The organism is Phycicoccus elongatus Lp2 (assembly GCF_000367525.1).
Taxonomy (GTDB): domain Bacteria; phylum Actinomycetota; class Actinomycetes; order Actinomycetales; family Dermatophilaceae; genus Phycicoccus_A; species Phycicoccus_A elongatus.
This window is the reverse complement of the sequence record NZ_HF570956.1, coordinates 258,795-277,007: the sequence shown is the minus strand read 5'-3', so window position 1 is coordinate 277,007 and position 18,213 is coordinate 258,795. Positions and strand designations below refer to the sequence as shown.

The 18,213-nt window shown below is 70.6% G+C and carries 18 protein-coding genes; 12 read left to right on the top strand and 6 right to left on the bottom strand.

What is annotated here, in order from left to right; genetic code table 11:
- Positions 1-105: 105 nt before the first annotated feature.
- From BN10_RS01365 to BN10_RS01355, 3 genes are read right to left on the bottom strand one after another with little or no spacing between them, the layout of a single operon-like run.
- The gene (locus BN10_RS01365) at positions 106-786 is read right to left on the bottom strand and encodes a 5-oxoprolinase subunit B family protein (RefSeq protein ID WP_010849346.1); all 681 of its coding nucleotides are present in this window, start codon (positions 784-786) and stop codon (positions 106-108) included.
- Positions 783-1,547, bottom strand: a complete 765-nt coding sequence (locus BN10_RS01360; RefSeq protein WP_040752202.1) for a LamB/YcsF family protein — start codon at positions 1,545-1,547, stop codon at positions 783-785. Before BN10_RS01360 ends, BN10_RS01365 begins: the two co-directional genes overlap by 4 nt.
- A 32-nt stretch (positions 1,548-1,579) precedes the next feature.
- Complete coding sequence (locus BN10_RS01355) at positions 1,580-1,777, bottom strand: hypothetical protein (RefSeq protein WP_198013979.1); 198 nt, start codon at positions 1,775-1,777, stop codon at positions 1,580-1,582.
- A 131-nt stretch (positions 1,778-1,908) separates the two neighbouring features.
- Between BN10_RS01355 and map the strand changes: the two genes are divergently transcribed.
- Positions 1,909-2,754 carry a type I methionyl aminopeptidase gene (gene map / locus BN10_RS01350; protein ID WP_010849343.1) on the top strand — a complete coding sequence of 282 codons (846 nt, stop codon included), beginning with the start codon at positions 1,909-1,911 and terminating at the stop codon, positions 2,752-2,754.
- 33 nt (positions 2,755-2,787) lie between these two features.
- Here map and BN10_RS01345 read toward each other — a convergent pair whose 3' ends face one another.
- The gene (locus tag BN10_RS01345) at positions 2,788-3,786 is read right to left on the bottom strand and encodes an isopenicillin N synthase family dioxygenase (protein WP_010849342.1); all 999 of its coding nucleotides are present in this window, start codon (positions 3,784-3,786) and stop codon (positions 2,788-2,790) included.
- A gap of 168 nt (positions 3,787-3,954) precedes the next feature.
- Here BN10_RS01345 and BN10_RS01340 point away from each other — a divergent pair, with 168 nt between their 5' ends.
- Genes BN10_RS01340 through meaB form a run of 3 tightly spaced genes read left to right on the top strand, consistent with a single transcriptional unit; the run spans position 3,955 to position 8,973 of the window.
- Positions 3,955-5,805 (top strand): methylmalonyl-CoA mutase family protein, encoded by a 1,851-nt coding sequence (locus BN10_RS01340; protein ID WP_010849341.1) that lies wholly within the window; start codon positions 3,955-3,957, stop codon positions 5,803-5,805.
- The gene (gene scpA / locus BN10_RS01335; RefSeq protein WP_010849340.1) at positions 5,802-7,961 is read left to right on the top strand and encodes a methylmalonyl-CoA mutase; all 2,160 of its coding nucleotides are present in this window, start codon (positions 5,802-5,804) and stop codon (positions 7,959-7,961) included. Before BN10_RS01340 ends, scpA begins: the two co-directional genes overlap by 4 nt.
- Positions 7,962-7,977: 16 nt before the next feature.
- Positions 7,978-8,973, top strand: coding sequence for a methylmalonyl Co-A mutase-associated GTPase MeaB (gene meaB / locus BN10_RS01330; protein WP_010849339.1), 996 nt, complete (start codon positions 7,978-7,980; stop codon positions 8,971-8,973).
- On the opposite strand, the gene BN10_RS01325 is transcribed toward meaB, so the two are convergent.
- A complete protein-coding gene (locus BN10_RS01325; RefSeq protein ID WP_010849338.1) occupies positions 8,951-10,522 on the bottom strand; it encodes a PucR family transcriptional regulator in 1,572 nt (523 codons plus the stop codon). The genes meaB and BN10_RS01325 overlap by 23 nt on opposite strands.
- Positions 10,523-10,647: 125 nt before the next feature.
- Here BN10_RS01325 and BN10_RS01320 point away from each other — a divergent pair, with 125 nt between their 5' ends.
- Positions 10,648-11,904, top strand: a complete 1,257-nt coding sequence (locus BN10_RS01320) for an NAD(P)/FAD-dependent oxidoreductase (RefSeq protein WP_010849337.1) — start codon at positions 10,648-10,650, stop codon at positions 11,902-11,904.
- Positions 11,905-11,928: 24 nt separating this feature from the next.
- Here BN10_RS01320 and BN10_RS16060 read toward each other — a convergent pair whose 3' ends face one another.
- Complete coding sequence (locus BN10_RS16060) at positions 11,929-13,539, bottom strand: CPBP family glutamic-type intramembrane protease (protein WP_010849336.1); 1,611 nt, start codon at positions 13,537-13,539, stop codon at positions 11,929-11,931.
- A 1,600-nt stretch (positions 13,540-15,139) separates the two neighbouring features.
- Here BN10_RS16060 and BN10_RS01305 point away from each other — a divergent pair.
- From BN10_RS01305 to rpsD, 7 genes are all read left to right on the top strand, one after another.
- Positions 15,140-15,628, top strand: a complete 489-nt coding sequence (locus BN10_RS01305; RefSeq protein WP_040750574.1) for a hypothetical protein — start codon at positions 15,140-15,142, stop codon at positions 15,626-15,628.
- Complete coding sequence (locus tag BN10_RS01300) at positions 15,625-15,831, top strand: hypothetical protein (protein WP_010849333.1); 207 nt, start codon at positions 15,625-15,627, stop codon at positions 15,829-15,831. The genes BN10_RS01305 and BN10_RS01300 overlap by 4 nt, the downstream gene beginning before the upstream one ends.
- 184 nt (positions 15,832-16,015) lie before the next feature.
- Complete coding sequence (gene infA / locus BN10_RS01295) at positions 16,016-16,237, top strand: translation initiation factor IF-1 (RefSeq protein ID WP_006946284.1); 222 nt, start codon at positions 16,016-16,018, stop codon at positions 16,235-16,237.
- 56 nt (positions 16,238-16,293) lie between these two features.
- On the top strand, positions 16,294-16,407 hold the full coding sequence (rpmJ, locus tag BN10_RS01290; RefSeq protein ID WP_006592630.1) for a 50S ribosomal protein L36: 114 nt from the start codon (positions 16,294-16,296) through the stop codon (positions 16,405-16,407).
- Between the two features lie 194 nt (positions 16,408-16,601).
- The gene (gene rpsM, locus BN10_RS01285) at positions 16,602-16,979 is read left to right on the top strand and encodes a 30S ribosomal protein S13 (protein ID WP_010849332.1); all 378 of its coding nucleotides are present in this window, start codon (positions 16,602-16,604) and stop codon (positions 16,977-16,979) included.
- Positions 16,980-17,041: 62 nt separating this feature from the next.
- Entirely contained in the window at positions 17,042-17,449 is a 408-nt protein-coding gene (gene rpsK, locus BN10_RS01280; protein ID WP_010849331.1) for a 30S ribosomal protein S11, read from the top strand.
- Between the two features lie 38 nt (positions 17,450-17,487).
- A complete protein-coding gene (gene rpsD, locus BN10_RS01275; RefSeq protein ID WP_010849330.1) occupies positions 17,488-18,096 on the top strand; it encodes a 30S ribosomal protein S4 in 609 nt (202 codons plus the stop codon).
- The last annotated feature ends 117 nt before the right edge of the window (positions 18,097-18,213 follow it).

Genomic DNA, 18,213 nt, shown 5'->3' with positions numbered 1-18,213 from the left:
CGCCGCGGTCCACGGCGCCGCCCCGGGGGACGCCGATGGCGCCGTGACCGGGCCGGCCGGGGTCCTGGATCGTGGCCAGCGGGCCGACGGCGACCACGCGGAGGGTCATGACCTGCCCCGGGACTCAGTTGCGTTCGCGCCTTCGGACGCTGCAGCGACAGAAGACCCAGAGGCAAGGGAGGTGAAGCGTACGAGCCGGCCCGGCGTGAGCAGGGCGGGAGACTGACGGTGGGCGTCCCACATGGCCAGGTCGGTGGTTCCGATGAGCTGCCACCCACCGGAGGACGCGCGCGGGTAGACGCCGCTCCACTCGTCGGCCAGTGCAACGGCGCCGGCCGGCACCCGGGTCCGGGGCACCGTCAGGCGGGGTACCGTGAGGCCGCCACGGTCGCCGAGCAGGTAACCGAATCCGGGTGTGAAGCCGGCGAACTCCACCCGCCACACCTGCTCCGTATGCCGCGCGACGACCTCGTCGGTCGAGACACCGAGGTGGGTGGCGACGGAGCCGAGGTCCGGCCCGTCGTAACGGACCGGGATCTCGACAACCTGGTCATCCGACGCCGCGGCCACGACCTCGGCCGACAGGTCGAGGCAGCGCAGCGCTCGCGACACCGCGACCAGGGCAGCCGGACCGGTGACGGTGACGAGCACGGTGCGAGCTGCAGGCACGTGTTCGACGATGCCGGGAATGGCTGTGCGAGAGAGGATCTCGTCCAGCCTTCTGCGCGCCGACGCATCGGGCAGCTCGACGAGGATCGCCCGGTCGCCGCAGGGCAGGAGCCTCACGGGGCGAACGCCGCCACGGTCACGCCAGCGGACTCCAAGGCCGCACGCACCGCTGCCGCCAGCCCGACCGCGCCCGGCGAGTCGCCGTGGACGCACAACGAGTCAGCCTCCACCGCAACGGATTCGCCGCTGATCGCCGTCACGGTTCCCGCCGTGACCATGCGCACGGCGCGGTCGGCGACGACGGTCGGGTCGGCCAGGACGGCCCCCGGCACCGACCTCGGCACCAGCGTCCCGTCCGCGGCATACGCTCGGTCGGCGAAGCCCTCACGGACGACCGGTAACCCGGCTGAGGAGGCGCGGGACAGCACCACCGACCCTGGCAGGCCGACGACTGGGAGCGGTGTCGCGGCATACGCGCGCACAGCCCCAACGACAGCTGCAGCCTGTTCCTCGTGGTGCACGACCGCGTTGTAGAGCGCCCCGTGCGGCTTGACATAGGCCACCCGGCCACCCACCGAGCGAGCGATGCCGTCGAGCGCGCCGAGCTGGTAGAGCACATCGGCTGCCAGGTCCTCGGGGCTGACATCGATGAACCGTCGCCCAAATCCCGCGAGGTCGCGATACCCGACCTGGGCCCCGATCGCGACGCCCCGATCCACGGCATACCGGCAGGTCCGGACCAGGGTGGCGGGGTCGCCGGCGTGGAAGCCGCACGCCACGTTCGCGGAGGTGACGACCCCGAGCGTCCCCTCGTCGTCGCCCAGCCGCCAGCGACCGAAGGACTCGCCGACGTCAGCGTTGAGGTCGATCGTCACCATGGCCGCACCCTTGCCGACCTCGGTGAGCGCGGTCAAGCACGGCCGCCGAGCCGACCTCGGGCGAGGGCCGCGCGGATGACCAGGGCCACTCCCAGCAACCCGAGGAGGGCAGCGCCCACAGTGATGTCGGGTGCCCAGCGCCACGCGACCGTCCAGCTGCCGGCGCCACTGAGGCGGGGCAGGAACAGGGCTGCACCCGCCATGAGCAGGCCGAGCAGGACGCGCAGCACCGTGCCGACCAACTGCGGCCGGCTGCTCGAGGACGCGGTCGCCCGTACCTTCGCCCACCGGTGCCGGCGGGCCGCGTCCTGAGGGCCGAGGTGGTCATCGCCACGTGCGTCGGCCCGTAGGCTTGCCCCTCATGGGCCTGTTCAACCGTGAGCGCATCGCCGGCAAGACCCTCGAGCAGCTGGCGGGCATGCGCGTCGCCGGACTCCTCGTCGGGCAGACCCTCGCGCTGCTCGCCGACACCGTGCGGCCGGGCATGACCACTCTCGAGCTCGACACCCTCGCCGAGACACACATCCGCGACCACGGCGGGGTCCCGAACTTCCAGCTCGTGCCCGGCTACCGGCACACCCTCTGCACGAGCGTCAACGACGAGATCGTGCACGGCATACCCGGCGATCGCGTCCTGCAGGAGGGTGACCTGCTCTCCATCGACTGCGGCGCCCAGGTCGGGCAGTGGAACGGCGATGCCGCCTTCTCCTGCATCGTCGGCGGCCGCGAGGCCGGCCGCCCCGAGGACCTCGCCCTCATCGACGACACCGAGGCCTCACTGTGGGCGGGCATCGCGGCGCTGCGCGTCGGCTCCCCCCTGTATGCCGTGGGGGCTGCCGTCGAGGACAGCCTCGCCGAAGCGGGGGAGCGGGCCGGGCGGGAGTACGGCATCGTCGAGGACTATGTCGGCCACGGCATCGGGACCTCGATGCACATGGACCCGCAGGTGCCGAACTACCGCGTCTCCGGCAAGGGCCCGACGGTGCCCGAGGGGCTGACGATCGCCATCGAGCCGATGGTCACCCTCGGTGCCCAGGACAACCACGTGCTTGCCGACGAGTGGACCGTGTCGACCGATGACGGCTCGCGGGCCGCGCACTGGGAGCACTCCGTGGCCGTGACATCGGCGGGCATCACCGTTCTCACTGCGCTGGACGGCGGCGAAGCCCGACTACGCGCCCTCTGCGCCCCCTTCGCCGCGCTCTGACGGCGTCCGGGGTGGCGCGGTCGGTCCGCAGCGTCAGCCCACCAGATCTGGGTGGTGGATCGCCGCCACATCGGGATGGGCGCGCAGCCGCGCCTTGAGCAGGTTGTCGCCGAAGGTGCCGGAGATGACGTTGTCCGGGTCCTGGGAGACACCTGGCGCCTGCGCCGCGAGCTCGGCCGGCAGGTCGATGTGCGGCATGGCCCGGTCGACCGAGGGGTTGAAGAAGAACGGAATCGACAGCCGCGATGCGCCGGCCGGCGGTGAGAGGACCCGGTGCCGCGTCGCCCTGAGATAACCGTCGGTGACGAACTCCATGAGCTCGCCGATGTTGACGACGAACGCTCCCGGCACGGGCGGCGCGTCGATCCAGTCGGTGCCGTGCTCGACCTGGAGACCCGCTTTCTCCGGCTCGATCATGAGCAGCGTGAGGACGCCGGGGTCCTTGTGGGCGCCCACGCCCTGCCGCTTGTCACCGTCGCGGCCCGGGTAGCGCACGAGCTTGATGAGTGTCGACGGCCGGTCGAAGGCGTCGTCGAACCGGTCCTCCGCCGCGCCAAGGGCACGCGCCCAGGCGCGCAGCAGCGTCATACCGATGATCGAGCATCGCTGCGACCAGTCGGTCAGGGTGGGGCGCAGGGACGGCAGCGCGTCCGGCCAGAGGTTGGGGCCCTCCAGCCGGTTGTATGCCGCGCCGCCGGTCACGAGGTCGCGCTCGGCGCCGACGTCGATCTGCTCGCGCCAGTCGACGCGGCCCTCGGTGAGCTCACCACCGGTGCGCGTGTAGCCGCGGAAGTGCGGGCTGCGCGTCATCTCGACGTCGAGCTTGTCGGCCTCGGGCAGGGCGAAGAAGCGCTCGGCCTCGGCGAAGAGGTGCTCCACGACGTCCTCGGGGATGCCGTGACCGACGAGGTAGAAGAACCCGACCTCATGGGTGGCCCTGAGCAGCGCCTGGTCAAAGGCCGCCACGTCCGCCCCATCGCCAGCAAGGAGGGAGAGGTCGATGATCGGCAGGGAGTCAAGACTGGTCGACATGCCCTCATGCCTAGCAGCGGATCGCGCCCCAGTCACGGGTGTCCCACCGTTCGGCGCAGCGGACGCCGCGTGTGGCGAAGGTCGCGGCCGCTCGCCTGCCATACCCGCCAGTCGGGTGCGTGAACGTCGGTAGGGTCGGGGGGACCCTTCGCTGATGCAGGAGCACGGATGAGCACGGACGCAGCAATGCCGCTCGCGGGCGACTTCCCGACACACACGCACGACGAGTGGCGCGAGCTCGCGGCCGCCGTCGTCAACAAGGCCAAGGCGGAGGACGCCAAGGTGACCGGCGCCGAGGCCGAGGCGTCGATGCGCACCACCCTCCCCGGCGGCCTCGAGGTCGACCCGCTCTACCTGCGTCCCAGCGACGGCGCACCGCTGGGTGTCCCCGGCGCCATGCCCTTCACCCGCGGTCGCGCGATGCGGCAGGCCGGCCAGCCGTGGGACGTCCGCCAGCTCCACGACCACCCCGACGCCGCCACCAGCCGGGCCGCCGTGCTCGACGATCTCGAGCACGGGGTCACGAGCGTGTGGGTGCACGTCGGGACGGACGGCATCCCGGCCGCCGCCCTCTCCGAAGTCCTCGCCGACGTCAACCTCGAGATGGCTCCGGTCGTCGTCTCCTCGTATGACGCGCAGGATGCCGCGGCTCGCGCGCTGCGGGAGGTGCTCGACCAGAACCCGGAGTCCACCGGCAACCTGGGACTCGACCCGATCGGGGCCGCCGCCCGCCTCGGTGGCTCGCCCGACCTCACCGTGCTCGAGGGCGCGCTCGACGGGCTCGATGCGCGTCGCGTCCGTGCGATCACCGTCGACGCCCGCACGTATCGCGACGCGGGGGCGACTGCCGTCGAGGAGGTCGGGTATGCCGTGGCCACGGGCCTCGCGTACGTCCGCGCGCTCGCCGACTCCGGTGTCGTCCCCTCGGACTCGTTCCCGCACATCGAGTTCCGCGTCTCCGCGAGCCAGGACCAGTTCCTCACGATCGCTGCGCTGCGGGCGCTGCGCCGCCTGTGGGCCCGCGTCGGCGAGGTGCTCGAGGTTCCGGAGGCCGACCGCGGCGCGCGCATCCACGCGGTCACCAGTTTGCGGATGTTCACCCGCGACGACCCATGGGTCAACGTCCTGCGCTCGACGTTGGCGACCTTCGCCGCCAGTGTCGGTGGCGCGGAGGCGATTTCAGTCCTTCCCTACGACACCGTCGCCGGACTGCCCGAGAAGTTCTCCCGGCGGCTGGCCCGCAACACCCAGATCGTCCTCGCGGACGAGTCGAACATCGCTCGGGTGACCGACCCGGCCGGTGGTGCGTGGGCCGTCGAGGTGCTCACCGATGAGGTCGCGACCGCCGCCTGGGCGGTCCTCCAGGAGGTGGAGGCGGCCGGGGGCATCGCTGCCGCCCTCGCCGACGGGCTCGTCGCAGGCCGGCTCGAGGCGGCACGTGGCGAGGCGGAACAGGGTCTGGCCAACCGCCGCACGCCGCTCACGGGCGTCAGCATGTTCCCCCTCGTCGGCGAGACCCCCCTGGCTCGCGAGCCGCGTGCGGCCCTGCCCACGGGTGGCCTTGCGCCGCATCGGGACTCCGAGGTGTGGGAGGGCCTGCGCGACCGCGCCACGGCGCTCGCCGGCACCGGTCCCGCTCCCACCGTCGTCGTCGCCGCGCTCGGCGAGCGTCGTGACTTCGGGGCTCGCGAGACCTTCATGGCCAACCTCCTCGCGGCGGGCGGCATCGCCTCCGTGACGGTGGAGGGCACGCCTGCCGACGTGGCCGCCGAGGCCCGCTCGCGGCATACCGACGTCGTCGTCCTCGCCTCCTCGCCCAAGGGGTATTCCGCACACGCTGCGGACGCCGTGAAGGGCTTGCGCGACAACGGAATCGAGGTGATCCTCGTCGCCGGGCGCGCCAAAGAGCTCGGCGAGACCGCCGTCGACGGCGAGGTGCGGGACGGCATGGACGTCGTCGCCTTCCTCGACGACCTGCTGACCAGACTCGGCGCCCCGGCGGAAGGAGCGCACTCATGACCATGCAGATCCCCGACTTCAGCACCGTCGACCTCGGTGACGGGAAGGCGACGGAGACAACCGTTCCCGGCGGCGAGACGTGGCTCACCCCTGAGCAGATCGAGGTCAAGCCGCTCTACACCGAGGCCGACCTCGAGGGCCTGGACTTCCTCGACACGATCCCGGGCGCGCCGCCGTTTCTGCGCGGCCCCTACGCGACGATGTACGTCAACCAGCCGTGGACGATCCGGCAGTACGCCGGCTTCTCGACGGCCGAGGAGTCGAACGCGTTCTACCGGCGCAATCTCGCTGCGGGACAGAAGGGTCTGTCGATCGCCTTCGACCTGGCGACGCACCGCGGCTACGACAGCGACCACCCGCGCGTGACCGGCGACGTCGGCATGGCCGGTGTCGCGATCGACTCGATCTACGACATGCGCACGCTCTTCGAGGGCATTCCGCTCGACCAGATGTCCGTGTCGATGACCATGAACGGCGCGGTCATCCCGATCCTCGCGCTCTATGTCGTCGCGGCCGAGGAGCAGGGCGTCGCGCCCGAGCAGCTGACCGGGACCATCCAGAATGACATCCTCAAGGAGTTCATGGTCCGCAACACCTACATCTACCCGCCCGAGCCGAGCATGCGGATCATCTCCGACATCTTCGCGTTCACGAGCGCGAAGATGCCGAGGTTCAACTCGATCTCCATCTCCGGCTACCACATGCAGGAGGCCGGGGCGACCCAGGACCTCGAGCTCGCCTACACCCTCGCCGACGGTGTCGAGTACATCCGCGCGGGCAAGGCCGTCGGCCTCGACGTCGACGTCTTCGCGCCCCGCCTGTCGTTCTTCTGGGCCATCGGGATGAACTTCTTCATGGAGGTCGCCAAGATGCGCGCGGCCCGCCTGCTCTGGGCGCGGCTGGTCAAGGAGCAGGGCGCCCGATCAGACAAGACCCTCTCGCTGCGGACGCATTCGCAGACGAGCGGCTGGTCCCTGACCGCGCAGGACGTCTTCAACAACGTCGTGCGCACGGGCATCGAGGCGATGGCCTCGACGCAGGGCCACACGCAGTCGCTGCACACCAACGCCCTCGACGAGGCGATCGCGCTCCCGACCGACTTCTCGGCCCGGATCGCCCGCAACACCCAGCTCCTCATCCAGCAGGAGTCCGGCACGACGCGCACCATCGACCCGTGGGCCGGCTCGGCGTACGTCGAGCGCCTCACCCATGACATCGCCCGGCGGGCCTGGTCGCACATCGAGGAGGTCGAGGCCGCCGGCGGCATGGCCAAGGCGATCGAGGCCGGCATACCGAAGATGCGCATCGAGGAGGCGGCCGCCCGCACCCAGGCGCGGATCGACTCGGGGCAGCAGCCGGTCATCGGCGTCAACCTCTACCCGGTCGACGGGGACGAGGAGATCGACGTCCTCAAGGTCGACAACGCCGCCGTCCGTGCGAGCCAGATCGCCAAGCTCGAGAGGCTGCGCGCGGAGCGCGACCAGGCGGAGGTCGACGCGGCCCTCGTCGCGATCACCCGGGCGTGCGCGGTCGGTGGTGGCACCGACCTGAGCACCAACCTCCTCGCGCTGGCCATCGACGCCGCCCGCGCCAAGGCGACGGTCGGTGAGATCTCGGCGGCGATGGAGCAGGCCTTCGGCCGCTACACAGCCCAGATCCGTACGATCGGGGGCGTGTACAGCGCTGAGGCCGGGGCCGACGCCACCGTCCAGGAGGCGCAGCGGCTCGTCGAGGAGTTCGAGGAGGCCGAGGGTCGGCGCCCGCGCATCCTCGTCGCCAAGATGGGCCAGGACGGCCACGACCGCGGCCAGAAGGTCATCGCGACCGCCTTCGCCGACCTCGGCTTCGACGTCGACGTGGGCCCGCTCTTCCAGACCCCCGAGGAGGTCGCGCGTCAGGCCGTCGAGGCCGACGTGCACGTCGTCGGGGTGTCCTCGCTGGCCGCGGGTCACCTCACCCTCGTGCCGGCGCTGCGGGCCGCGCTCGACGAGCTGGGCCGTCAGGACCTCATGATCGTCGTCGGCGGCGTCATCCCCAGCCAGGACTTCGCCGAGCTGCGTGAGCACGGCGCCGACGCGATCTACCCGCCCGGCACCGTCATCTCCAAGGCGGCGATCGAGCTGGTCAAGGACCTGCGTTCGCGGCTCGACGCCTGAGCGACAGCTTCTCCGTATGCCGCGCGCCCCCCTCGACGTCCCCGCGCTCGCCTCCGCCGTGCGCGCGGGCGAGCGGGGGGCGATCGCGCGGGCCATCACGCTGGTGGAGTCCCACCGCGGTGACCACCGCGAGGCCGCGGGGGAGCTGCTCGCCCTGCTCACGCCAGATACGGGAAAGGCGGTGCGGGTCGGGATCACCGGCGTGCCCGGGGCTGGGAAGTCGACCTTCATCAACGCGATGGGCAGCCGGCTGGTCGCGCGGGGCGAGAAGGTCGCGGTCGTCGCCGTCGACCCGTCGTCGCGCCGCACCGGTGGCTCGATCCTCGGTGACCGCACCCGGATGGCCGACCTCACCGCGAGCGACGCCGCCTTCGTCCGGCCCAGCCCGAGCGGCCGGCACCTCGGCGGTGTGGCGCGGGCGACCCGCGAGTCGATGCTCGTCCTCGAGGCGGCCGGCTACGGCGTGGTCATCGTGGAGACGGTCGGGGTGGGACAGAACGAGATCGCCGTCTCCGAGATGGTCGACACCTTCCTGCTGCTCACCCTGGCGCGCTCCGGGGACCAGCTCCAGGGCATCAAGCGCGGCATCCTCGAGCTCGCCGACGTCATCGCCGTCAACAAGGCCGACGGAGACGGGGCCGGCCCGGCGCGGGTCGCGGCGCGCGAGCTCGCCGGCGCGATGCGGCTCATGATGCCCGGCGACGTCCGTCGCCCGCCGGTCCTCACCTGCTCGGCGCAGACCGGCGACGGCCTTGACGAGGTCTGGGATGCCGTTCTCGCACACCGCTCCTGGCTCGAGGAGCAGGGCTCGCTGGAGGCGCGCCGTGCCCAGCAGCAGGAGGACTGGATGTGGGCCATGGTCGACGCCCACCTGCACGACGCCGTCCGTGAGCACGCCTCGGTGCTTGCCATCCGTGACCAGCTCGCGGCGCAGGTGCGTGCCGGCCAGGTGTCCGCGGTGGAGGGCACCGCGCGGATCCTCGAGGCCTTCAGCGCCGATCCGCAGCGCTGAGCGCGAGCAGCTGCACGCGCAGCGCCAGGCGTTCGTCCGCGTCGTCGAGGTTGGCGTCGAGGACCTCCACGATGCGTCCCATGCGGTGGCGCAGGGTGTTGGGGTGGATGCCGAGGGCGTCGGCGGCATCGCTCGTCGACCCGCGGTGGTCCAGCCACGCGGCCAGGGTCGCTGCGTGCGAGGTCCCCTCCTGCTGGTCGAGGGCGACGAGGGTGTCGACCGGCGTGGGGAGGATGCCCTCGCCGATCGTGCGGCCGATCCGGTCCAGGGTGATCGGCGCCCACGCCTGCTCGACGATGCAGGCCGGGCCCGGGGCCGTGCCGGCGCGCAGGACCCGGCCCACGGCCTGGGCCTGGGCCAGCGACCGAGGCAGGTCCGACGGGGTGAGGGCCGGGGCACCGGCACCCGCGACCAGGTTGCTGCCCTGCTGGGCCAGCGCGTCGACGACTCGGAGCAGCCAGGGCCAGGTCCCGGCGGGGGACTTCTGGGTGGGGCGCCCGGCCCCGTCGTCGCGCACCAGGGCGAACGCCCGGTCGGCCACCGAGGTCAGTCGTGGCTCGGGCCAGGACTGACGGCGCAGGACCGCCTCCCACTGGTCGAGGCGGCGGCCGACCTCCTGGGCCTCCTCCCGGGCATCGGTGCTCGTCAGGGCGACGACACGCCACGGCCCCTGCGGGAGCCACGCCTCGACATCCGCGCCGTCGCCGGTGAGGACGGCACGCAGCCGGTCCTGGGCGACCCGGCGTGAGAGATCGGCCTGGGACCGGAGCTGCAACAGGTGCAGGGCGACCACGGCCGCGGTCCGTTCGAGCTCGGCCACGGTGGCCGGATCGGGCTCGTGCGGCACGAGGGCCCAGATGGAGCCCAGCCATTCACCGCCGGCGTGCACGGGCACCACGTGGCGTGGCCCGACGGGCGAGTCCGGCCCGCCGTCGACGAAGAAGGACGCGGGGGAGGCGACCATCCGGCGGAAGACCCCCCGGGCGCGCAGGTGGCGGCGGACCGAGTCCGGGACCCGGCGCCCCACGATCGTCGAGACCCGGGCCGGGTCGGTGGAGTCCTGGCGGGAGGAGTACGCCAGGACCCGGGAGTGTGCGTCCTCGATGGTGATCGGCCCGCCGACGAGCTGGGCGGCGGCATCGGCGATGGCATAGAGCTCCTCCGAGGCGCTCGCCCGTGGGCCCTGCTGGCCCAGGGTGCGGTCGACCAGGCCGCGCAGGAGCCAGATCACGTGCGCCCACGAGGCGTTCTCGGCCAGCGCGACGAGGGCCACGCCGTGGTCCGTGGCGGCGGCGCGGACCTCGGGCAGGTGGGCCACCCCCGCCCGGAGCAGGACGGCGGGGACGCCGCGCCGCCCGGCTGCCGTCACCAGCCGGGCGCCGTCGACCGCCGAGTCGACCCCCACCCCGACCGTGAGGTCGCCGGGTATGCCGAGCACGTCGCGCCCCGGCTCGGCGAGGGTCAGGTCGTCGATGGCCGCGTCCTTGGCCGGCACGACGAGCTCGAGCAGCCCCGCGAGGGAGCGGACAAGGTCGGCGAGGACGATCACGCGCCTCAGCGTAGTGCGGTGACCACAACTCCTGGCCACATGAGTGTGCTCCACGCACACGAGCGGGCGCGTCCGCAGCCCCCACCATGGAAGCAACCCCGAGTTCGGACCAGGAGAGGCGCCCGATGTCGCACACCACCACCCCGCCGCAACGCATCGCCGTCATCGGCGCCGGCATGGTCGGACTGTCCACCGCCTGGTACCTCCAGGAGCAGGGGGCCGAGGTCTCGGTCATCGAGTCCACGAGCGTGGCCGCCGGGTCCTCCTGGGGCAACGCCGGCTGGCTCACCCCGGGCATCACCACCCCCCTGCCCGAGCCCGCCGTGCTGCGCACCGGCATCCGCGCCGTCCTCTCGCCGAGCTCGCCCGTCTACGTCCCGCCGAAGGTCGACGCCAACCTGGCCCGCTTCGTCGCCGGGTTCACCCGCAACTCCACCGCCGCCCGGTGGCGGCGCAACATGGCCGCCCTGGTGCCGGTCAACCGGATGGCGCTGGACGCCTTCGACGAGCTGTCAGCCGGTGGCGTGCAGGAGCCGACGCGCCAGGCGAGCTCCTTCATCGCGGCATACCAGCGGGTGGAGCAGCGTCGCACGCTGCTGGAGGAGATCGAGCACATCGGCCACGCCGGCCAGGAGATGAGCTTCGAGGCACTCACCGGTGACGAGGCCCGCGCGATCGAGCCGGTCCTCAGCGACGAGATCCGGGCCGCCATCCTCCTCAAGGACCAGCGCTTCATCGACCCCGGCGCGTATGTCGCCGCCCTCGCCGCGGCCGTGGAGGCGCGCGGGGGGCAGATCCTCACCGGGCTCGAGGTCATGGCCGTCGACGACCGCGGCGAGAGCGTCATCCTGCGCGGCACCCGGGGCTGGGCGCAGTCCTTCGACTCCGTCGTCCTCGCCACCGGGGCCTGGCTCGGGGAGCACGCCCGCCAGTTCGGCGTGCGCCAGGTCGTCCAGGCCGGCCGCGGCTACTCCTTCAGCGTCAAGGTCGACGACCTGCCGGCCGGGCCGGTCTACCTGCCCGCCGCCCGGGTCGCCTGCACGCCCATCGGCGACCGGCTGCGGGTCGCGGGGATGATGGAGTTCCGGCGGCCCGAGGAAGCCCTCGACCAGCGCCGCATCCAGGCCATCGTCGAGGCCGCACGACCCCTGCTGCGTGGCGTCGACCTCGACGACCGCACCGACGAGTGGGTGGGCTCACGCCCCTGCACGGTCGACGGGCTGCCGCTCATCGGCGCCACCCGCTCACCGCGCGTCCACGTCGCCGGCGGCCACAGCATGTGGGGCATCACTCTCGGCCCGGTCACGGGCAAGCTGCTCGCCGAGCAGATCATGACCGGGACGACCCCGGCCGAGCTCGCCCCCTTCGACCCGCTGCGCTGAGCCGCCGGGCTTGAGAGCGGCGGCTCAGCCGACGGACGGGGTGGTGCGTCCGGCAGGCGCGATGCCCCGGCGCCTGGCGAGCCACAGGATGAGGGCAGTTGCGATGGTCATGACGACCACGCTCATGGCGGCCGACACCGGTGAGCCGGTGGTCTCGGTGTCCACATAGGACTCCTCGAGGCCACCGAGGAGTATGCCCGCGAAGGTGACGGCCAGGTTGTTGACCACGTGCAGCGCGATGCCGGCCTCGATGCCGCCGGTCCGCCAGGCCAGCCAGCACGCCGCGACCGCCAAGGAGCCGATGTCGATCCAGATCCACACGTCCATCGAGCCGTGGGCGGCCACGAAGGTCGCCGCCGACACCGCCGTCGACACGGCGAGCGCGACGACGGGGCTGCGGATCCAGGCACCGACGGCCTGCACGACGAGCCCACGGAAAGCGACCTCCTCACCAGCGGCTTGCAGAGGGGTGGTGAGGAGGGTGACGACGAGCAGGCCGATCCAGGCCTCGGGGCGCGGCAGCACCTCTTGGCCGAAGACGACCCAGCTCGCCGCGAGGTAGACCACCCACAGCGGAGCCACGAGCGACATGCACTGCAGCAGCCAGCCCCAGCGCAGCCGTCCGGTCACCGAGAAGAGCCGGCCCCACGGCCGGCCGTAGGCGACCCGTGTGGCGAGCATGGCTGCCGGGATGAGTGCGGCGAGGGTGAGGTTCATCCAGAGCTGGGTCGGCACCGACAGGTCGAGCGTCTCGAAGTCGTCGGGCAGCACACCGGCCAGGCCGAAGGGCACGGTCACGACGCCCATGAAGACCATGGTGAGGACGAGGAGGAGGACGAGCGCGACGAGCGGTCGCCACCCCCGATGTCGGGGTCCACGCATCTGGTGGACGTAGGGGCGGGGCCGGGCCTCCTCGGCGGCGAGGTGCTGGCGCGCCAGGGCGGCTGCCCGAGCCGGCGCCACCCGGCGCGCCAGGTCGACGAAGGCATGCAGGATCGGGTGCACCCGACCCCACTCGATCGCGCCGATCTGGGGCTGGAAGAGGGTCAGGACGAAGAACGGATGGGGCTCGTAGCTGAGCACCTCCGCTGGCGCGTCCGGCGCGGTCGCCTCGACCACCCACCCGTGCGCCTGGAGGTCCGCCACCGTCGCGGCGGTGGGGCCGTAGGAGCTGTAGTGCATCCCCTCGAAGGGTGCCCCACCCAGGAGCGCGGCGAACCGCGTCCCCGGCACCGGGGTGACCGTGCGCTGCTGCCCGACGAGCGAACAGGCAAGGGGCGCAACGGCATTCGACTCCTGCACGCCATCGACCTCGGCATGCGTTCCCGCCGAGCCGAGCACATCGCGCACGAACTCGACCACGGCATACTGCAGCCCACCGCAGGTGCCGAGCAGCGGCATGCCGCTCTCGCGGGCATACCGGATGGCGCGCAGCACCGCGTCGTCGTCGGCATACGGGCTCCCCGGGGCGATCCACAGACCGTCGTATGCCGCCAGGTCGGCCATGGCGGGGGAGTCGGTGGGCACCCACGTCGTCTCGACATCGGGGCCGAGCAGGCCACGCGCGGCCTCGAGCTCACGGTGGCTCGGGTAGCTGGGATTGAGGTCGCCGACAATCGCGATCCGGATGGTCATGGAGCCATCCTGCCAAGGGTCACGGCTGGAGGTCAGTCGGGTGGACCGGTCGAAGTCCGGGGCCTCGACGAAACGTTGATCGGTGGTCACGATCCGGTCGAAGCTGGCCAGAATTGCCGTGGCTGCAGGAAGGCATGGCGTCCCCTGATGTTCGTGATCATCATCAGCTCGAGCCCCTGCTCGAGGACGGGGTCGTCGAACGAGTGGACGACACACCGTCACGAAGGTCTTGGACCTGCCGGATGGCGGGCAACCTCTCACCCACACCGAGTCGGTGGAAGAAGCCACCTCTCGGATGGTTTCCGCGCCGACATAAAGGAGTGAGTCACCGTCGACGGCTTGTTCGATGAGACGCCTGCAACTGGTCGTGTTTGCGTCCAGCTCGCCCAGAGCCGTCAGGAAGACACCGGAGTCGACGAACAGGCTGTGCCGCTCAGTCACCAACCATCGCCCCGATGTCGCGGGCCTTGGCCTCGAGCATGTCGTTCCACGTTTTGGGCAGGCTCGGTTCCCGGTTGAGCTGCCGAGGCCAAGAATCGCCGCCCGGTGGCTGCCCGTTTCGCTTGGTCCCGCTCCTCGTCGAAGTGCTCGTCGATGGAGCGCCGGACGACATCGACAACCGAGCGCCCGGTGCGGGCGGCTTCCTCGCCAGGCGGTCATAGCTCGCGGTCGATCATCAGGTGCAGGCGCTTCTTCAAGGTGCCCATGACCAAGAGGTGCACTTGCGCAAGCGCATGTGCAAGGTCAGAGCGACGCCAGGCAAAGTTCGACGTCACGCGATGACCGCAGCCGCAGGACTGGCGGCAGGGGCCGGGTCGGCCTCCCACGCCGCGGTCGCGCGCTTCTATGCCGTAAAGGACTGGAAGTGCCAGGCGATAATCGACTTCCTGGAGAAGACGCTCCGCAGGGACTCGACGTTCTCGCCGCAGACGGGCTCACGGGTGAGCAATCGCGTCGCCGGTGCGGCGGAGCCGCCGCCCCAGGCTCACTCGCGCGGCAGGTCGGGGCGACGACGAGCTCGGTGCGGGGGAGGGCGACGGGCCGGACCGCGGACCACGCCGAGTCCATGCACCACTCGTTGGTTGCGGCGACGGCCGTCTCCGCTCCCAGGTAGGCCTGGGGCGTCTTGACCCACCGCGGTGGCCCGGCCATCGCGTCCACGTCGATCGCCGGTATGCCGCTGCGGTCCTCGATCGCCCGGGCGTGGGTGGATTTCCCGCTCCCGGTCACGCCGATAATGAGGATCCGGCGGGCTGCCCGACACACGTCGTCGTCCATGCTCGCCAGCGCCATGCCCACAAGTCAAATGGGCAGTCGGCGCATTCGCGATGGCCGTCAGTTGGGCAAGTCTTGAACAAATCCATACCGCAACCAGGTGTCAACAAGGCGTAGGCGCCGCTAGGTTCGCCATTAGGCGCCATTAGGCGCCATTAGGCGCCATCAGGCGAGCGGGGGACTGATGCGCAAAACGATTGTCGTCGTTCTGATGGTGATGGCTGGCGTCCTCGGGGTGGCCGGCCCAAGTTCGGCATCACAGGGAGAAGATCGCTCGTGGTCACGCCTGGCCGAAAGGCCACTCGAGCCCCAAACAGTGCATGCAATGGAGGAAGCGGTTCGCGGCCATGTGGCCCCGCTCGAGCAGTTCTTGGCCGGCACTCAGGCGGAGGAGATGCGCCGCACAATCGCAGCTTGGATCGCCTCACACCCGACGGCGGACCCGGAGAGCTCACGCGTTGACCTGGGTGACAACTCCCTCGAGCGGCTGGAAGCCACAGGCGTCTACGACTACTACTGCACTGGATACAACGGCGTCACGATCGGATGGAACAACAACGTTTTCCGGGCGTGTCACGGAACCCTGCGCGGATACATCAGCGGGGCATATGCCCACAAGTACTACCCGGATGTGTTCCCGTCAGGCAGCGGGGTGACGGCGGCGTGCCGGGACTCCTACATCGACCTGGGCTGGACCGCTCTGGGTCTGCTCACCGGTGGTGCCGCAGGATTGGGCAAACTGGGCACGGCCGTCGTCGGCGGCGCCAGTGGCTGGAGCGTCCTGGGCCTGTGGATCAACTGCAAGCGGATATGACCCCTCGGACCGTCGCGTTGCTGCGCTTCGCCTTTCTCCAGATCGGATTCGGCGGGGCCGCCTCTGCGGTGCTCGCGAAAACCTCTGGCACCCTCTGGGCAGTGGCGCTGATGGCGGCGGTCTTCACGGAGGTCCTTCTCGTCCTCGATCTACGTCGAGGACTGAGGAGCAGTTCGACAGCCGATCGGCTACGCAGCTCCTGACCACGCCCTCGCCGCAGGCCGGGTGAGGCTCTTCGGCATACCGCCGATTTCGTGCTCAGGTGCCCCCGCGGGTAGCATTGAACGTCGGTCACGTGTGCCTTGCATACGCGAGGAACGCTTGGCCGATCACTCATGGGCGGACCCGACACCACGAAGGGTGTGCCCACCAACGGATTGAGAGGGTATGGCCAAGAAGGACGGCGTCATCGAGATCGAGGGCACCATCGTTGAGGCGCTCCCCAACGCGATGTTCCGCGTGGAGCTCACCAACGGGCACAAGGTGCTCGCCCACATCTCGGGGAAGATGCGTCAGCACTACATCCGGATCCTCCCCGAGGACCGCGTGGTGGTGGAGCTCAGCCCGTACGACCTCACCCGCGGCCGCATCGTCTTCCGTTACCGCTGAGCAGGACCCGGTGCGCCAACCCGCATCGGGACGATCGAGAAAAGACAGCAGAGGCAATGAAGGTTCAGCCGAGCGTCAAGAAGATCTGTGACAAGTGCAAGGTGATCCGCCGCAACGGTCGGGTCATGGTGATCTGCGAGAACCTGCGCCACAAGCAGCGCCAGGGCTGACCAGAGCACCACCGCGCACGAGCCACAGGGCTTCGAGCACACGCACAACTCCATGAAGCACGCAGCACCCGTCCCCCGCGAACAGCAGTAGATCGAGCGGGACGTCACCCGAGGCCCGGAGGCCTCGGATCGGAGCCAGATCCGAGTCGGTGTTGCACCAGACCTCCGGAAGAATGCAAAGGAACCATCACCAGATGGCACGTCTAGTTGGAGTGGACCTCCCGCGCGAGAAGCGCGTCGAGGTCGCACTGACCTACATCTTCGGTGTCGGTCGCACGAGCGCCCAGAAGGCCCTCGCTGCCACCGGTGTCAACCCGGACACGCGCGTCAAGGACCTCGTCGACGACGACCTGGTCAAGCTGCGTGACTGGATCGACGAGAACCTCAAGGTCGAGGGTGACCTCCGCCGTGAGGTGGCCGCCGACATCCGCCGCAAGGTCGAGATCGGCAGCTACGAGGGTCTTCGTCACCGTCGCGGCCTCCCGGTCCGCGGCCAGCGCACCAAGACGAACGCTCGCACCCGCAAGGGCCCGAAGCGCACCGTCGCCGGCAAGAAGAAGGCCGGTAAGTGACGTTGACCCTCACGGGTCACTCGCTCGCCGCCTCCCGAAGACTGAAGTAGGAGAGAACACACATGCCTCCCAAGGGCCGTCAGGCTGCCGCCAAGACCAAGGTGCGCCGCAAGGAGAAGAAGAACGTCGCTGTGGGCCAAGCCCACATCAAGAGCACGTTCAACAACACGATCATCTCGATCACCGACCCCACCGGTGCCGTCATTTCCTGGGCCTCCGCCGGCCAGGTCGGCTTCAAGGGTTCGCGCAAGTCCACCCCGTTCGCAGCGCAGACCGCTGCCGAGGCCGCCGCGCGCCGCGCGATGGAGCACGGCATGAAGAAGGTCGACGTCTTCGTCAAGGGCCCGGGTTCCGGTCGTGAGACCGCCATCCGTTCCCTGACCGCTGCCGGCCTCGAGGTCGGCACGATCCAGGACGTCAGCCCGTCGCCGCACAACGGTGTCCGCCCGCCCAAGCGCCGCCGCGTCTGAGCGACCGACCAGACTTCGCGAAAGAGAGATAGAGACCAATGGCCCGTTACACCGGACCCATCACGAAGAAGTCGCGTCGCCTCAAGGTCGACCTCGTCGGCGGCGACAAGAACTTCGACCTTCGCCCCTTCCCGCCCGGCCAGCACGGCCGTCGCCGGATGCAGGAGAAGGAGTACCTCACCCAGCTGCAGGAGAAGCAGAAGGCCCGCTTCACCTATGGCGTCATGGAGAAGCAGTTCCGCCGCTACTTCAAGGAAGCCGCCAACCGCCCCGGTCGGACCGGTGAGAACATCCTGACGATCCTCGAGTCCCGTCTCGACAACGTCGTCTACCGTGCCGGCCTGGCCCGCACCCGTCGCGCTGCCCGCCAGCTCGTCACGCACGGCCACTTCGAGGTCAACGGCAAGCGCGTCGACGTCCCGTCCTACCGGGTGGAGGCGTACGACATCATCACCGTGCGCAAGCAGTCGGTCGAGACGTTCCCGTTCGAGCTGGCCCGCCAGACCTTCGGTGACCGCACCCCGCCGGCCTGGATGCAGGTCGTCCCGGGCACGCTGCAGATCCTCATCCACCAGCTCCCGGTGCGTGCGCAGATCGACAGCCAGCTCACCGAGCAGCTGATCGTCGAGTTCTACAGCAAGAACTGATCAACCGGTTCGTATGCCGCCCGCTCCGGTGAGCGGGCGGCATACCGAATCGTGTGGTGCGGTCTACGGACAGAGGTATGCCGCACGGCCGGGTTCGCACCCGGCATACGTGGCCGT

Coding starts and splice junctions, on each gene's coding strand:
- BN10_RS01360 (WP_040752202.1), bottom strand. CDS start 1,547: ATGGTGACGATCGACCTCAACGCTGACGTCGGCGAGTCCTTCGGTCGC.
- map (WP_010849343.1), top strand. CDS start 1,909: ATGGGCCTGTTCAACCGTGAGCGCATCGCCGGCAAGACCCTCGAGCAG.
- BN10_RS01345 (WP_010849342.1), bottom strand. CDS start 3,786: ATGTCGACCAGTCTTGACTCCCTGCCGATCATCGACCTCTCCCTCCTT.
- BN10_RS01340 (WP_010849341.1), top strand. CDS start 3,955: ATGAGCACGGACGCAGCAATGCCGCTCGCGGGCGACTTCCCGACACAC.
- scpA (WP_010849340.1), top strand. CDS start 5,802: ATGACCATGCAGATCCCCGACTTCAGCACCGTCGACCTCGGTGACGGG.
- meaB (WP_010849339.1), top strand. CDS start 7,978: ATGCCGCGCGCCCCCCTCGACGTCCCCGCGCTCGCCTCCGCCGTGCGC.
- BN10_RS01320 (WP_010849337.1), top strand. CDS start 10,648: ATGTCGCACACCACCACCCCGCCGCAACGCATCGCCGTCATCGGCGCC.
- BN10_RS16060 (WP_010849336.1), bottom strand. CDS start 13,539: ATGACCATCCGGATCGCGATTGTCGGCGACCTCAATCCCAGCTACCCG.
- BN10_RS01305 (WP_040750574.1), top strand. CDS start 15,140: ATGGAGGAAGCGGTTCGCGGCCATGTGGCCCCGCTCGAGCAGTTCTTG.
- BN10_RS01300 (WP_010849333.1), top strand. CDS start 15,625: ATGACCCCTCGGACCGTCGCGTTGCTGCGCTTCGCCTTTCTCCAGATC.
- infA (WP_006946284.1), top strand. CDS start 16,016: ATGGCCAAGAAGGACGGCGTCATCGAGATCGAGGGCACCATCGTTGAG.
- rpmJ (WP_006592630.1), top strand. CDS start 16,294: ATGAAGGTTCAGCCGAGCGTCAAGAAGATCTGTGACAAGTGCAAGGTG.
- rpsM (WP_010849332.1), top strand. CDS start 16,602: ATGGCACGTCTAGTTGGAGTGGACCTCCCGCGCGAGAAGCGCGTCGAG.
- rpsK (WP_010849331.1), top strand. CDS start 17,042: ATGCCTCCCAAGGGCCGTCAGGCTGCCGCCAAGACCAAGGTGCGCCGC.
- rpsD (WP_010849330.1), top strand. CDS start 17,488: ATGGCCCGTTACACCGGACCCATCACGAAGAAGTCGCGTCGCCTCAAG.